Source organism: uncultured Solobacterium sp., from assembly GCF_963550625.1.
Taxonomy (GTDB): Bacteria; Bacillota_I; Bacilli_A; order Erysipelotrichales; family Erysipelotrichaceae; genus Bulleidia.
The window spans coordinates 24,963-37,552 of record NZ_CAUVCV010000013.1 but is presented as its reverse complement, the minus strand read 5'-3'; the positions used below and the strand labels follow the sequence as shown (position 1 = coordinate 37,552).

General features: G+C 36.6%; 12 protein-coding genes. 7 read left to right on the top strand and 5 right to left on the bottom strand.

What is annotated here, in order from left to right:
• Window positions 1–77 precede the first annotated feature (77 nt).
• Window positions 78–854 (bottom strand): M15 family metallopeptidase, encoded by a 777-nt coding sequence (locus RYK16_RS06915; RefSeq protein ID WP_314851543.1) that lies wholly within the window; start codon window positions 852–854, stop codon window positions 78–80.
• Between the two features lie 131 nt (window positions 855–985).
• Here RYK16_RS06915 and RYK16_RS06910 point away from each other — a divergent pair, with 131 nt between their 5' ends.
• The 6 genes from RYK16_RS06910 (at window position 986) to RYK16_RS06885 (ending at window position 7,547) form a co-directional block, all read left to right on the top strand.
• Window positions 986–1,927, top strand: coding sequence for a hypothetical protein (locus RYK16_RS06910; RefSeq protein WP_314851542.1), 942 nt, complete (start codon window positions 986–988; stop codon window positions 1,925–1,927).
• Window positions 1,927–2,508 (top strand): aminoacyl-tRNA hydrolase, encoded by a 582-nt coding sequence (gene pth / locus RYK16_RS06905; RefSeq protein ID WP_314851541.1) that lies wholly within the window; start codon window positions 1,927–1,929, stop codon window positions 2,506–2,508. Before RYK16_RS06910 ends, pth begins: the two co-directional genes overlap by 1 nt.
• 163 nt (window positions 2,509–2,671) lie before the next feature.
• Window positions 2,672–6,064 carry a transcription-repair coupling factor gene (gene mfd, locus RYK16_RS06900; protein WP_399554535.1) on the top strand — a complete coding sequence of 1,131 codons (3,393 nt, stop codon included), beginning with the start codon at window positions 2,672–2,674 and terminating at the stop codon, window positions 6,062–6,064.
• The gene (locus RYK16_RS06895; RefSeq protein ID WP_314851539.1) at window positions 6,054–6,335 is read left to right on the top strand and encodes an RNA-binding S4 domain-containing protein; all 282 of its coding nucleotides are present in this window, start codon (window positions 6,054–6,056) and stop codon (window positions 6,333–6,335) included. Before mfd ends, RYK16_RS06895 begins: the two co-directional genes overlap by 11 nt.
• Before the next feature lie 27 nt (window positions 6,336–6,362).
• Complete coding sequence (locus tag RYK16_RS06890) at window positions 6,363–6,683, top strand: septum formation initiator family protein (protein ID WP_314851538.1); 321 nt, start codon at window positions 6,363–6,365, stop codon at window positions 6,681–6,683.
• Between the two features lie 48 nt (window positions 6,684–6,731).
• Window positions 6,732–7,547 (top strand): alpha/beta hydrolase, encoded by an 816-nt coding sequence (locus RYK16_RS06885; RefSeq protein WP_314851537.1) that lies wholly within the window; start codon window positions 6,732–6,734, stop codon window positions 7,545–7,547.
• Between the two features lie 63 nt (window positions 7,548–7,610).
• Here the strand turns inward: RYK16_RS06885 and RYK16_RS06880 are convergent, their stop codons facing one another.
• Window positions 7,611–9,131, bottom strand: coding sequence for a bifunctional UDP-sugar hydrolase/5'-nucleotidase (locus RYK16_RS06880; protein ID WP_314851535.1), 1,521 nt, complete (start codon window positions 9,129–9,131; stop codon window positions 7,611–7,613).
• A gap of 118 nt (window positions 9,132–9,249) precedes the next feature.
• On the opposite strand from RYK16_RS06880, the gene RYK16_RS06875 reads away from it, so the two are divergent.
• Window positions 9,250–10,020 carry a tyrosine-protein phosphatase gene (locus tag RYK16_RS06875; RefSeq protein WP_314851534.1) on the top strand — a complete coding sequence of 257 codons (771 nt, stop codon included), beginning with the start codon at window positions 9,250–9,252 and terminating at the stop codon, window positions 10,018–10,020.
• A 32-nt stretch (window positions 10,021–10,052) separates the two neighbouring features.
• Here the strand turns inward: RYK16_RS06875 and phnE (RYK16_RS06870) are convergent, their stop codons facing one another.
• The 3 genes from phnE (RYK16_RS06870) to phnC are packed head-to-tail and all read right to left on the bottom strand — an operon-like array spanning window position 10,053 to window position 12,517.
• Window positions 10,053–10,868 carry a phosphonate ABC transporter, permease protein PhnE gene (gene phnE / locus RYK16_RS06870; RefSeq protein WP_314851533.1) on the bottom strand — a complete coding sequence of 272 codons (816 nt, stop codon included), beginning with the start codon at window positions 10,866–10,868 and terminating at the stop codon, window positions 10,053–10,055.
• A gap of 12 nt (window positions 10,869–10,880) precedes the next feature.
• Window positions 10,881–11,726: a phosphonate ABC transporter, permease protein PhnE gene (gene phnE / locus RYK16_RS06865; protein WP_314851531.1), complete on the bottom strand. Its 846-nt coding sequence runs from the start codon at window positions 11,724–11,726 to the stop codon at window positions 10,881–10,883.
• 2 nt (window positions 11,727–11,728) lie between these two features.
• Complete coding sequence (phnC, locus tag RYK16_RS06860) at window positions 11,729–12,517, bottom strand: phosphonate ABC transporter ATP-binding protein (protein ID WP_399554534.1); 789 nt, start codon at window positions 12,515–12,517, stop codon at window positions 11,729–11,731.
• Window positions 12,518–12,590 lie beyond the last annotated feature (73 nt).

The following is a 12,590-nucleotide window of genomic DNA, read 5'->3' as shown; positions in this document are numbered from 1 at the left end:
CCCCATGTAATTTTAAAGCAGATTTTTCTAAAACCCCAAGTTATTTTACATTAGGTAAAAAACAAAGTAGAGTTTTTCTACTTTGTTATCTGATAAAATTCTTCAAATGTTAAATCAGTGCCACCTTGTTCATACATTGCAGTAGAAACATCAGTTCCAACATAGCGGTAATGCCATGGCATATAGCTATACCCTGTAATATCCTGCTTCTTATCAGGATAACGTAGGATAAATCCATAAGTATGTGCATTTTCATATAACCACTTACCAGCAGGTGTATTTGCGAAGTCTACAGAACTTGTACCAGTCGCTGTATCTGTAAAGTCGAGTGCTAAACCTGTCTGATTTTCACTATAACCTGCTTTCGCAGTTGTATCAGAGGCTTCTTTTTCACCTAACTTACTAACGCGATCTTCATAAAGTGTCTGTTGTTCATCATAAGAGCGGTATCCAGCAGTAACATAAAGTTTAATACCAGCAGCTTCTGCAGCGGAAATCATAGATTTAGCCGCATCACCAACATCCTGACGGATTTGAATGACATCTGCAGTACTCTGTAAATAAGGAGAAGCTAGATTTGCAGGAACAAAGTCACGTGAAAGGGAGTGATTTTTATCAACCAATACCGTAACACTGTTAGGATCTGTCAAATGGGCAGGTAAAGCGGATGCAGTTGGCTCTACTGTTGAAGCAGCAGCCGTAGGCTCTGGAGTAGGTGTTGCTTTCTTTAATAATTCTGGATGACTATTGATGTAAAGAGCCACACAGAATAAGCATACAGATACTAGTAATAAGAATTTAAGCAGTGTAGGAACACTGAGAAATTTCGTTTTTATCTTCTTTTCGTTTTCCATAACGTTTTTCCTTTATATATTTATACATTAAATATGTATAGGTATTTTACCATATAACAAATGATTCGCAAATTTTGAACAAGTCTAGGATATTTCTGTATAATATATAGATAAGTACGGGAGGGAAAAATATGAACCCAGCAAGATTTGTAACAATCGCAATGTATATTGCAATGGCATATTTAGTAGTAAAGATGTTTCTTTCATCAAAGCGTAATGGAAAAAATAAGATGATTATTGACGCAGTGCGCTTAATCAATGAGAAGGAGATGTTCTTTAATCGTGTGGATCAATTAATTTCAACTGTAAATGATCCAGAATTTGCCAATAAAGGACGTGTATTAAAACTTTGGGGATGTGCATATCACCAAGACTTTAACAAATTTGATACTACATTACAAGAACTAGATATTGATTCTTTAATTGAAGATAAGAAGGGTGTTAAGTCAATTGACACAAATGAAGATTCATTCTTCTATTTATATCTAGCAATTCCAAATGTATTACATCATGTTGGTAGAGATGATTTGCGTGCAAACATGCATGCAAAGTTACAACCATATGAAGAATTATTAGGAAATCAACTATCAAAGGCATTATCAGACCAGTTTGATAAATATTATGATTTTAAAGATGACCGTGGTCAGACATTCTTCGAAAAGCTATTAGAAGGTGACTATGAAGGATATATCTATTCTAGAACTATGATTGGTATTTATAAGAATCTCGCAAACGCTACACTCTATAAGATTTATCAAGACCAAGCTAAGTTCGATCAACAAGAAGAACTAAAACCAATGTTAGAACAATTTGCACAAACAGGTGTTGGTAAGAGATGGATCCAAAGTTTAGATATTACTTTAGATAGCACTACAGAAGATACTGTTGAAACAGAAGTTGTAGAAAACAAGAAATCTCCTTCTGAAGAAAACCTATCTGAGACAATGGTATTAGAGAAGTTAACAGATAGCGATATCGAAAAGTTAGATCAGAAGCCATCTGAAAATCTATCCGAGACAATGGTCTTAGAAAAATTAACAGATGCGGATTTAGAAGAGAAGGATAAGAAGTAATGAAGTTAATTGCAGGTTTAGGAAACCCTGGCAAGGAATACGAGAAGACAAGACATAACAGTGGATTTCTAGCCGTGGACAAGCTAGCTGAAAAGTTAGGAACTTCCATTACATCAGAAAAGTGGAATGCGCTTATCGCTAGCGTTAGAATCAATGGCGAACAAGTAACACTTATGAAGCCACTTACATATATGAATGAATCGGGTAGTGCAATTTCACAAGCGGTGAAGTTCTATAAGTTACAACCAGAGGATATTCTAATCTTACATGATGATATGGATATTCCAGTTGGTGCTTTACGTATTCGTAAGAATGGCTCTGGTGGTGGACAGAAGGGTATGAAGTCAATTATCAATGCATTAGGAACAGACCAAATTGCACGTGTACGAATTGGTGTTGGTCATAGCGAGCCAGGAAATCACGCAAAGGTTCCTGATTGGGTATTATCCCCAGTTCCAAAGGCTGAAAGAGAAGAATTTGAACGTATCATCTCTATCGCTGCAGATGCGGCAGCTGCTTGGGTCAATGATCCTTTAGATAAAGTGATGAACAAATACAACATCAAGGAAAAGAAGAAGTAAATCAAAATTGCCATGGTTTGTGGCAATTTTTCTTATCTATGAGAAAGATGGATTAAGTGTTCTTCTGTTTTTCAAAGGGTAATGATGATAAAATAAGAAGACACAAAAAGGAGATTACTTGAAAAGTTCAATACAGAAAATTCCAAATTGGTTATATGAAAGAATGGTGGATAATCCAGCTGTAAAGCTGTTGGATTACGCAAAGTCTCCAATTCCATATACTTCTTTAATTGAGGAAGCGCTAGTCATTGCGACTTCTTTCCAAAAGAAGCCACGACCAATTCTGGTTGTAAAACAGAATCTCTATACAGCACAGCGTCTTTATGAGAGGGTTGCGACACTCTTAGATGAAAAAGATTGTGCTCTTTTTGGTGCGGATGAATCATTACGTGTAGAAGCTATCGCATCTAGCCCGGAATTAACTGCACAAAAAGTAGAGACCTTAGCAGGACTTTTATCAAATCCAAACCAAGTAGTGATTACTTGTCCATCCGCTTTGTTAAGACAATTACCATTCCCAGAAGATTTTAAAGATCGCTGTATCACGATTCAGACAGGTGATACGCTGGACATGCATGCATTCAAACAAAAATTATTATCTGGTGGATATCAGAAGACATCGCATATTGATCAACCATTAACCTTCGCCGCAAGAGGTGGCATCGTTGATGTATATTCGATTAACTATGATTCTCCAATTCGTATTGAGTTTTTTGATACAGAAGTTGAATCGATTCGCTTCTTTGATGTAACTACACAAAAGACAATTGAAAATACTAATGAAGTTACCATTATACCAGCAGGTGATGTGTTCTTTACAGACGAACAGATTGAAGAAATCTGTACTAAATCTGAAGAAATATTATCAAAAGAAAATAAACCAATTTTGTCTGCTGAAATTGAATCAGACTTGCATGCATTACGTGAGAAGGTATTCGCATCACATATGTATTCCTATATGGCATTACTTTCAAAGACAGCAGGCATTTGGGACTACATGCAAAATCCACTCATCGTCTATTCCGATGAACAACTAATTCTGGATGCAGCGAAAAAATTAAATGAAGAAACAGTAACCTACATTCAAGAAATGGTTCAAGAAGAGAAGATGTTACCGAAGTTTGCGATGTGGCATGATATCCACAGTCTTTCCAAGCATGGTAAAAAAGTTGTAGAAGATCCATTTACGGAGAATGTAGTCAATATTGAAGAATTACATATTCCTAATGAAACACTCGAACAAAAGTTATTACTGATTCATCAGCCGATGTTGGTTGTTCTAGCACTATCGGAAAAAGAAGTTGTAACAGTCATTGATAAATGTGTAGAGATGAAGCTACCGTATCATCTATTAACAGATGATACTGAACCAGTTGAAGGTATCAATATCTATACAAACTCCTTTGCCCAAGGATTCTATATCGTTGATGAAAATCTGAAGGTATATACAGCCGCGGAAATCTTTGCCTATCATCACCACAAAGGTAGATATGAGAATAAGTTCCGTAATGCGGAAGTCATTCATGGTTATGATGAACTTCAACCAGGTGATTATGTTGTCCATGCCCAATATGGTGTTGGACAATACATCTGTATTGAAAATCGAGAGATTCAAAAAGTTAAAAGAGACTTCTTAAAGATTATCTATCGTGGTAATACAGAGTTATTAGTACCATTAGAGCAATTCCGCCTTGTACGGAAGTTCGTATCAAGAGAAGGGGTTGTACCGAAGTTAAATAAACTTGGTTCTGGTGATTGGGAAAAAACAAAACAGCGCCTTCAAAGTAATGTTGAAGATATTGCAGAACGCTTATTAACACTTTATGCAAACCGTGAACAACATATCGGTTTTGCCTTTTCAAAAGATAATGAGATGACAAAGAAGTTTGAAAATTCGTTCTCTTTTGATTTAACACCAGACCAGGAAAAGGCAGTCGTGGAAATCAAGAAGGATATGGAAAGCAATAAACCAATGGACCGTCTTGTTTGTGGAGATGTTGGTTTTGGTAAGACAGAAGTATCAATCCGCGCTTCTTTTAAAGCTGTTTGTGATAATAAGCAGGTTGCAGTACTATGTCCAACAACAATTCTTGCGGAACAACATTTCCACACCTTCCAAAAACGTTACCAGGAATTTCCAGTTACAGTAAAAGTACTAAATCGTTTTGTCAGTCCAACTGAACAAAAACAAGTACTAGAGGAATTAGAAGAAGGTAAGATAGATATTATTATCGGTACACATCGTTTACTATCCAAGGATGTAAAGTTTAAAGACCTTGGACTACTAGTTGTAGATGAGGAACAACGTTTTGGTGTCGAACACAAAGAAAAGATAAAAGAACTTAAGAATGGGGTAGATGTATTATCACTCAGTGCTACACCAATTCCACGTACACTACAGATGTCTCTTGTAGGGATTCGTTCGCTATCGTTACTAGAAACACCACCACTCAATCGCTATAGTGTACAGACTTATGTCGTAGAAAAAGATAAGAATTTAATCCGCGACGCAATACAAAAAGAACTATCGCGTAATGGACAGGTATTCTATCTTCATAACAATATTGACCAAATCTATAGCATCGCAAGAACGATTCAAAATCTTGTGCCAGAGTCTAGAGTTGGAATCGTCCATGGTAAACTTGGCAAAGAAGAGATTGAGGATATCATGCAGAGATTTATTGAGAAGGAACTCGATATTCTTGTCTGTACAACAATTGTTGAAAATGGAATTGATATTCCAAATGTGAATACGATTCTTGTGGATAATGCGCAAGACTTTGGCTTAGCACAGATTTATCAGATTAAGGGAAGAGTTGGACGTAGCGACCGTCTAGCGTATGCATATCTGCTAATTCCACCACGTAGACAATTATCAGAAGTTGCTCAAAAGAGATTAACTGCAGTCAAAGAGTTTGCTCGTTTAGGTAGTGGATATAAGATTGCGATGCGAGATTTAACGATCCGTGGTGCAGGTGACTTACTTGGTTCAGACCAATCTGGCTTTATTGATACTGTAGGTATTGATATGTATATTGAAATGCTAGAAGAAGCAATCCAAGCCAAGAAAGATGGTCGCAAACAAGAAGACCTTACACCAAAACCAAAGACCAATATTCAAACAACAAGCTATATTCCAGAGGAGTTTGCACCAGATGATTTTGATAAGTTGGATATGTATCAACGTATTGACGCAATCAAAGATGAGAAGATGCTAGAAGCCTATAAGAATGATGTTATCGACCAGTATGGTAAGTTACCAAAAGAAGTCAGCACATTATTCCTAAAGAAACAATTAGACCTTGCACTAGAAGAACCGATTGTAGAAAACTATCGTGAAATTCGAGGACAGACAGAATTAACATTCTCTCCACTCTTTTCACAAAGAGCAGATGGTGTAAAACTCTTTGAGAAGATTACAAAGATATCCAAGGATGCGACTTTGCGCTATACCAATGGAACAATCATCGTTATCCTACCAAAGAATGCACAAAATATTTCCCTGGCAATCAAGATTATTTATGCCGCAAAGGAGTCAATGAGAAATGAGAATTGATAAGTTTTTAAAGGTATCGCGTATCCTCAAGCGTAGAACTGTTTCTAAAGAGTTAGCTGTAAATCAACGTATCGAAATTAATGGTCGTATTGTAAAGCCAGCACATGATGTTGCGGCAGGTGATATTGTGTCGATTACATTTGGTAATCGCAAACTTACAGTTCGTGTATTATCGGTTGAAGAAGTCAAAAAGAAGAAAGACGCATCTGAACTCTATGAGATTATCTCAGAGGAAAAGATAGCCTCTCCACTTGAAGTAGAAACAGAATAGTGTTATAAAAACTATATTGAGGAAGACATGGCAAAGAAGAGAAAAAAGAAACTAAATTCAAAATTCGTCGCATTAATCGCACTTGGCCTAGCGATGGCTATGTTATTAGCGGTTGGCAGAGAAATCATGACAACGCTACAGTTACGTAAGCAGATGGCAGAAGCTAAAGAAAAGTTAGCTCAAATGCAAGAAGAAAATGAATTACTGGTTGAAGAAAAGACAAAACTCCAAGACCCAGATTATGTGGAGAGTTATGCACGTTCTAACTACATGTTCTCAAAAGATGGAGAACAGATCTTCTTCTTACCAGATAAAACAGATAAGAAACAGAATGAGTCAAATAAATGATTCATTCTTTTTACTAGTTACAAGCATTTAAAATATAGAGGTATAGTGATGATTGAGAAAATTTATGAAACAAAATCAGGAAATATCCATTATTGGATAAATGAGAATGGGTTTAAGTCAGAATATACATTAGTATTTTTACCGGGATTAACAGCAGATTATAGATTATTTGAGAAACAACTAGCGTGTTTTGAAGATAAATATAGGGTGTTTGTGTGGGATGCACCTGGACATGCGGCATCATATCCTTTTGAACTAGACTTTGATTTATTTACAGAAGTAAAATGGCTAGATGAAATATTGGAGAAGGAAGGAATTGAAAATCCAGTTATCATTGGCCAATCGATGGGTGGATATCTAGGACAAATTTACGCCGAATTATTTCCCCATAAATTAAAAGGACTTGTGATGATAGATTCACCATCTTTACAAAGAAGGTACTATACTGCAATTGAACTATGGTTATTAAAAGTTGTAGGACCTATCTATCAGATTTATCCATGGAAATCATTGTTAAAAGTCGGTTCAGATGGTGTTTCCACAACGACATATGGAAAACAGTTAATGCTTAAAATGATGAAGGTATATGATGGTAACAAAAAAAGATATGCTAGTCTAGCTGCACATGGATATCAATGCTTGGCAGATGCAGTAGAAAAGAATTTACCGTATGAGCCACAATGTCCAACTCTGGTAATTTGTGGAAAAGAAGATCATGCAGGCTCATGTATACGTTACCTAAAGGCGTATGAGAAATATACAGGAAAGTCTGTAGAGTGGATTGATCATGCAGGACATAATTCCAATACAGATCAGCCGGAAATCGTGAATCAATTGATTGAGAAATTTATCAAAAATATCTAATGAAATAAAATAGTATAAGAAAAAGTGACAATCCTTGTTCTAACGACAAAGATCGTCACTTCTTTATTTGATTACAGTGATATTGTTAACTGGTTCAAAGTCGATGATTTTATGTTCCTGAATATAATTCGCAAGAAGTTCTACCATGCTGGAAAGATCAGTAGAAACAGTAGGTGCTTCTTTGATCATATTGTAGTTACCACCACCCGTTGCACGATAATTATTCATCGCAATCGTAAATTCCATATCATCTGTTACATCATTACCTTGATAGGTAAGAGATATAATGCGATGACCAACAGAGTTAGAAACTTTGATTGTATATTCAATGCCATCTACCATATCGTAGTTATAGTGCTGTGGTTTAGGCCAATCATAGGATGGATTTACAATGATATGTTCATTGTGAATCATCCAGAATTCAGCTGTCTTTTCAAGATATTCACGTAGAATCTTACCAGTAATCTTCTTTACAACTGTAGTATTTGGATATACATACGTACTGACTAAGTTACGCATTGTAATATCTTTGCCAAAGCCTGTTGCGCCAAGGAAGAGGGCATTGGAACTTAAATCAGCACCTGTCTTTTCTTGTTGGACTTTATTGAGGAAAGTGATGACTTGAGATTTATGTAGACGTGCATCGAATTCATCAGTAACACGTAAATCAACATTTGTTGTACCAAGTGTTTGGTCTAACCATGCTTGGCAAGTAGCCTCTTCTGTTTCAAAGAGCTTTAACATCTCTGGATCAGCGTCAATGTCTGCCTTTAGAATACGTGGCTCAATTGTATTGTTATCTGGATAGATATCAATACATGCAAGTTCAGCACCATTGGCTGCTGTCTGTGTATAGTAAGTATCAAATAGCTTACCAGCTTCTGTACGATGTTGGTGACCAGAAATCATGACATCGATACCACGGATATTTCTGAGAATCTTATATCCTTCATTTTCGCCAGTTTCATCTTCCGTTAATCTTCCATTTACAAGATCGCGTTCAAACCCACCGTGGTACATGCAGATAATATAGTCAGGGTTTTCTAAACGTTTGATAAGCTTTACAGTCGCTTCGGCAGAAAGATACGCATCCACAAAGCGCATATGTTTGATATGAGACTTCTGTTCCCAATGTGGAATATATTGCGTAACGATACCAAAGATGGCAATCTTCTTACCTGCAACTTGACGGATAACATAGTTAGGACCAAATGGCTTTCCGTGATAGAAGAAGTTAGAAGTGATACATGGTGCACCTGCATTTTGTAGGTGCATCATTAAAGCCTCTTCACCATAATTAAAGTCATGGTTACCAACGTTAATATAGTCGTAGTTTAAATCAGCCATAGCACGTGTGATAGGACTGACATCATCAGGAGTTTTTACAAAGTGATGATACATCAAAGGAGAACCTTCTAAAACATCACCGTTATCTAATACGAGTGTATTCTCATCACGAAGAATATTAACTAAACTTTTGATTTTGGCTAAACCGATATCTTTACTTGATCCGTCAGCGTAACTGTGTGGATAGATGTACCCGTGCACATCAGAAGTGGCTAAAATTCGAATTCGATCTGTCATGAAAACCTCATTTCTATTGATGACTCAATTGCCACATTATTTTATCACATGTTGAGCATCAAAATATGTTAGATTCACAAATCATGGTATGATACCATAACATTGAGGATAGAAAGCGATGATAAAAGATACTAGATTTCGAGATAAATTAAATTTTAGACAGCTCGGTGGGTATGTTACAACCGAGGGTAGAAGTGTAAAAGAAAATGTTTTTTATCGTAGTGGTGCCCCATTCCGAATGAATGAATCTGAAATTGAAGTTCTAAAAGGATTGGGATTAGCTGCCATCATGGACCTACGTTCAAACGAAGAAATCTTGCAAAGACCAGATCCAGAGTTTCCAAATATCTTGATGATTAAACATAGTGGAACTGTTTCTGAAGGTGGCGAAGAAATTAACTTCTCTAGCGAAGGGATGAATCGTATCGGTGAAGGTGGTAAGGAACAACTTGCATTACTAAAAAATTATTATGCAAGAATGCCTTTTAACAACCAAGCCTTCCGCATTCTATTTGAGCATATCCAAAAGGGTGATGTGCCTATCTTAATTCATTGTGCTAGCGGTAAAGATCGTACTGGTGTAGCATGCATGTTAATCTTACTTGCGTTAGGCGTTGATCGAGAAATCGTGCTGGAAGATTATCTTCTAACAAATGTATATCGTCGTGAAGCGATTCAAAAGAAATTAGAAGAAGATAAAGATATTATTCTGAAACATCCAGAACGTGAAGAGTTAGACCGCATGACATTTGGTGTAACAGAAGAGATTGGAAAGATTGTACTAGACGCAATCTTTAATGAATATGGAAGTATAGAATCTTATTTTGAAAAAGAATTTCATATGAATCAAGAAGAACTACAACGATTAAGAAGTATATATACAGAATAAAGAAAGCACCTGCATGCAGGTGCTTTTACTATTTATTTTCTTCCATGTGCTAAACGAGCACGAACCTTTGTAGAACAATACTCAATTAAGATAACTAACAAGATGAGTGTTAATAGGAATGCGCCAACGTTAGACCATTTTCCAGATGAGATAGCGTTATTGAGTGGAGAACCAATACCACCAGCACCAACGATACCAAGGATGGTCGCATCCTTTAGATTAATATCAAAACGATAAATTGCAGTAGAGATAAAGGAAGCACTTAGCTGTGGTAAGATACCACAACGAATTTTCTGGAATGTTGTACAACCAGCCGCATCAAGTGATTCAAGAATACCTGTATTTAAATCTTCGATGGCTGTGATATACATCTTGGAAATCATACCAATGGAACATACAGACTGTGTTACAACACCACAGAATGGACCAGGCCCAGTAACACGAATCCATACAAGAGCCCAAATGAGTGCAGGAATTGTACGAATCAACAGGATAAGTGCACGGAATAACATCGCAATTGGTTTAGGCACAATATTTGTGGATGCTAGGAAACTCACAGGAATCGCAAGAATCGCACCGATAATCGTACCAAGTACCGCAATCGCAATTGTCTGTAAGAGTAAGAATGGGATACCACTATCGCTCATATCAAATATGAGAGAGATATTCGGATGTAATAGACCATTCATAAGACCCTTAGCGACATTTAATCCTGAATCTGTAAATCCACTAAAGTGTAGAGATTGAGAACCCCAAGTCATAAGACTTATAACAATCGCAACTGTTATGAGTCTAACCCAAATGGTTTTAGGTTCTTCATTTAGTTTGGCAATAATATTTTCTGACATGTGACCTCCTGTTTAAGATAACTTTGAACGCAGGTAATCATTGATCATATCAATGAGCCAAACGACAACAAATAATGTAATCAGAATCATACCGAGGTCAGAGTAAGCACGTAATCCAGTACGTTCACGAATTAAGATACCAAGTCCACCAGCACCTACATAACCTAGGATGGAAGATGCACGTACATTAATTTCAAAGCAGTACAAGCAATCCGCTAAATAAGTAGGTAAAATTTGTGGCATGCACGCAGCCCAGAAGGACTGTAATGTGGAAGCACCAAATGATTGCATGGCTTCATATGGCCCCATATCGATTGTTTCGATACTTTCATATAACATCTTCGCAACGATACCAATCGTAAATACAGCGATTGCGACCGTACCCGCAAGTGGACCTAAACTAAAGATTAACGCAAAGATATATGCATAAATTAAAGTTGGAATGGAGCGCAATACAGATAAGATGAAACGACATACAAGTAGTATTGGTTTATTTTTATTGATATTACTAGATGCGAGAATTGCGAGTGGTAAACCAATTAATGAACCAACAATTGTACCAACAATGGACATCTGTATGGTCTCAATTAACGGTGAAATTACTTTTGGAAAGTAATTGAAATTTGGGCTGAAAATTTTTGATAGAATTACAGTTAATTGTTTTGCACGAGAGATAATGATGGATAAATCAAAACCTGTTGCACGAATAGAGATAATCACAACAACTGTAAATAACAGAAGAATCAAAGGGGTTCTACTGCGAGGTCTTTCAACCGTATGCCCGTTTGGCAGCGTAATTAGTTCAGGTTTGAAGATTCTGTCAAACAATGGCGTCTTTAACATTTTCTGTTTCGCCATGTTTACTTGCCTGCAACTTCCTGTGCATCATCCTTTGAAGTTGGAATTGCTTTTCCGTTATAAACTTCATCCAGAATTTCTTTAGTAATCTTATCGGTTGGTCCATCATAAACGATATGACCAGAGCGAACACCGATAACACGGGTAGCGTACTTCAGTGCTAGATCGACATGGTGAATATTTAATAGGATGGAGATGTTCATTTCTTTGTTGATTCTTGCAAAGTCACTCATAACAACATCAGCCATGATAGGGTCTAATGACGCAACTGGCTCATCTGCCAGAATAATCGAAGGATTCTGGTTGAGTGTACGTGCTAATGCGACACGCTGCTGTTGTCCACCAGATAACTCATCACAACGGTTATAAGCCTTCTCTAAAATACCAACTTTATCCAAAGCTTCTAATGCGTGAGTTTTTTGTTCTTTGGAATAGATTCCAAGTAGAACCTTATACCAAGGCATATCTGGAACATTACTTGTTAGAACGTTGCGGATAACAGTTGAACGACTTACCAAGTTAAAGGATTGGAAGATCATACCAATCTTACGTCTAAAACGACGTAGTGATTTTCCTTTGAGTTCACTCACATTGATGTCATCAACAATTAATTCACCTTCAGTAATATCAATCATGCGATTGATTGTACGTATCAGTGTAGATTTACCTGCACCTGACAAACCAATAATCGCAATAAACTCTCCCTGTTCAATCTTTAGATTCACATTCTGTAGACCTTTTGTACCATTTGGGTAGGTCTTAGAAACATTTTTAAATTCAATCATGTTTATTCTCCATCACTATATAGATTATTTACCCAATAATCATACATTAAAAACGAAATAAAATGGGCGATATTTCGAA

What these genes read in the sequence shown, in the direction of transcription:
- pth (WP_314851541.1), top strand. Translation starts at nt 1,927, where the DNA reads ATGAAGTTAATTGCAGGTTTAGGAAACCCTGGCAAGGAATACGAGAAG.
- phnE (WP_314851533.1), bottom strand. Translation starts at nt 10,868, where the DNA reads ATGTCAGAAAATATTATTGCCAAACTAAATGAAGAACCTAAAACCATT.
- RYK16_RS06880 (WP_314851535.1), bottom strand. Translation starts at nt 9,131, where the DNA reads ATGACAGATCGAATTCGAATTTTAGCCACTTCTGATGTGCACGGGTAC.
- RYK16_RS06890 (WP_314851538.1), top strand. Translation starts at nt 6,363, where the DNA reads ATGGCAAAGAAGAGAAAAAAGAAACTAAATTCAAAATTCGTCGCATTA.
- RYK16_RS06885 (WP_314851537.1), top strand. Translation starts at nt 6,732, where the DNA reads ATGATTGAGAAAATTTATGAAACAAAATCAGGAAATATCCATTATTGG.
- RYK16_RS06875 (WP_314851534.1), top strand. Translation starts at nt 9,250, where the DNA reads ATGATAAAAGATACTAGATTTCGAGATAAATTAAATTTTAGACAGCTC.
- phnE (WP_314851531.1), bottom strand. Translation starts at nt 11,726, where the DNA reads ATGGCGAAACAGAAAATGTTAAAGACGCCATTGTTTGACAGAATCTTC.
- mfd (WP_399554535.1), top strand. Translation starts at nt 2,672, where the DNA reads ATGGTGGATAATCCAGCTGTAAAGCTGTTGGATTACGCAAAGTCTCCA.
- RYK16_RS06895 (WP_314851539.1), top strand. Translation starts at nt 6,054, where the DNA reads ATGAGAATTGATAAGTTTTTAAAGGTATCGCGTATCCTCAAGCGTAGA.
- RYK16_RS06910 (WP_314851542.1), top strand. Translation starts at nt 986, where the DNA reads ATGAACCCAGCAAGATTTGTAACAATCGCAATGTATATTGCAATGGCA.
- RYK16_RS06915 (WP_314851543.1), bottom strand. Translation starts at nt 854, where the DNA reads ATGGAAAACGAAAAGAAGATAAAAACGAAATTTCTCAGTGTTCCTACA.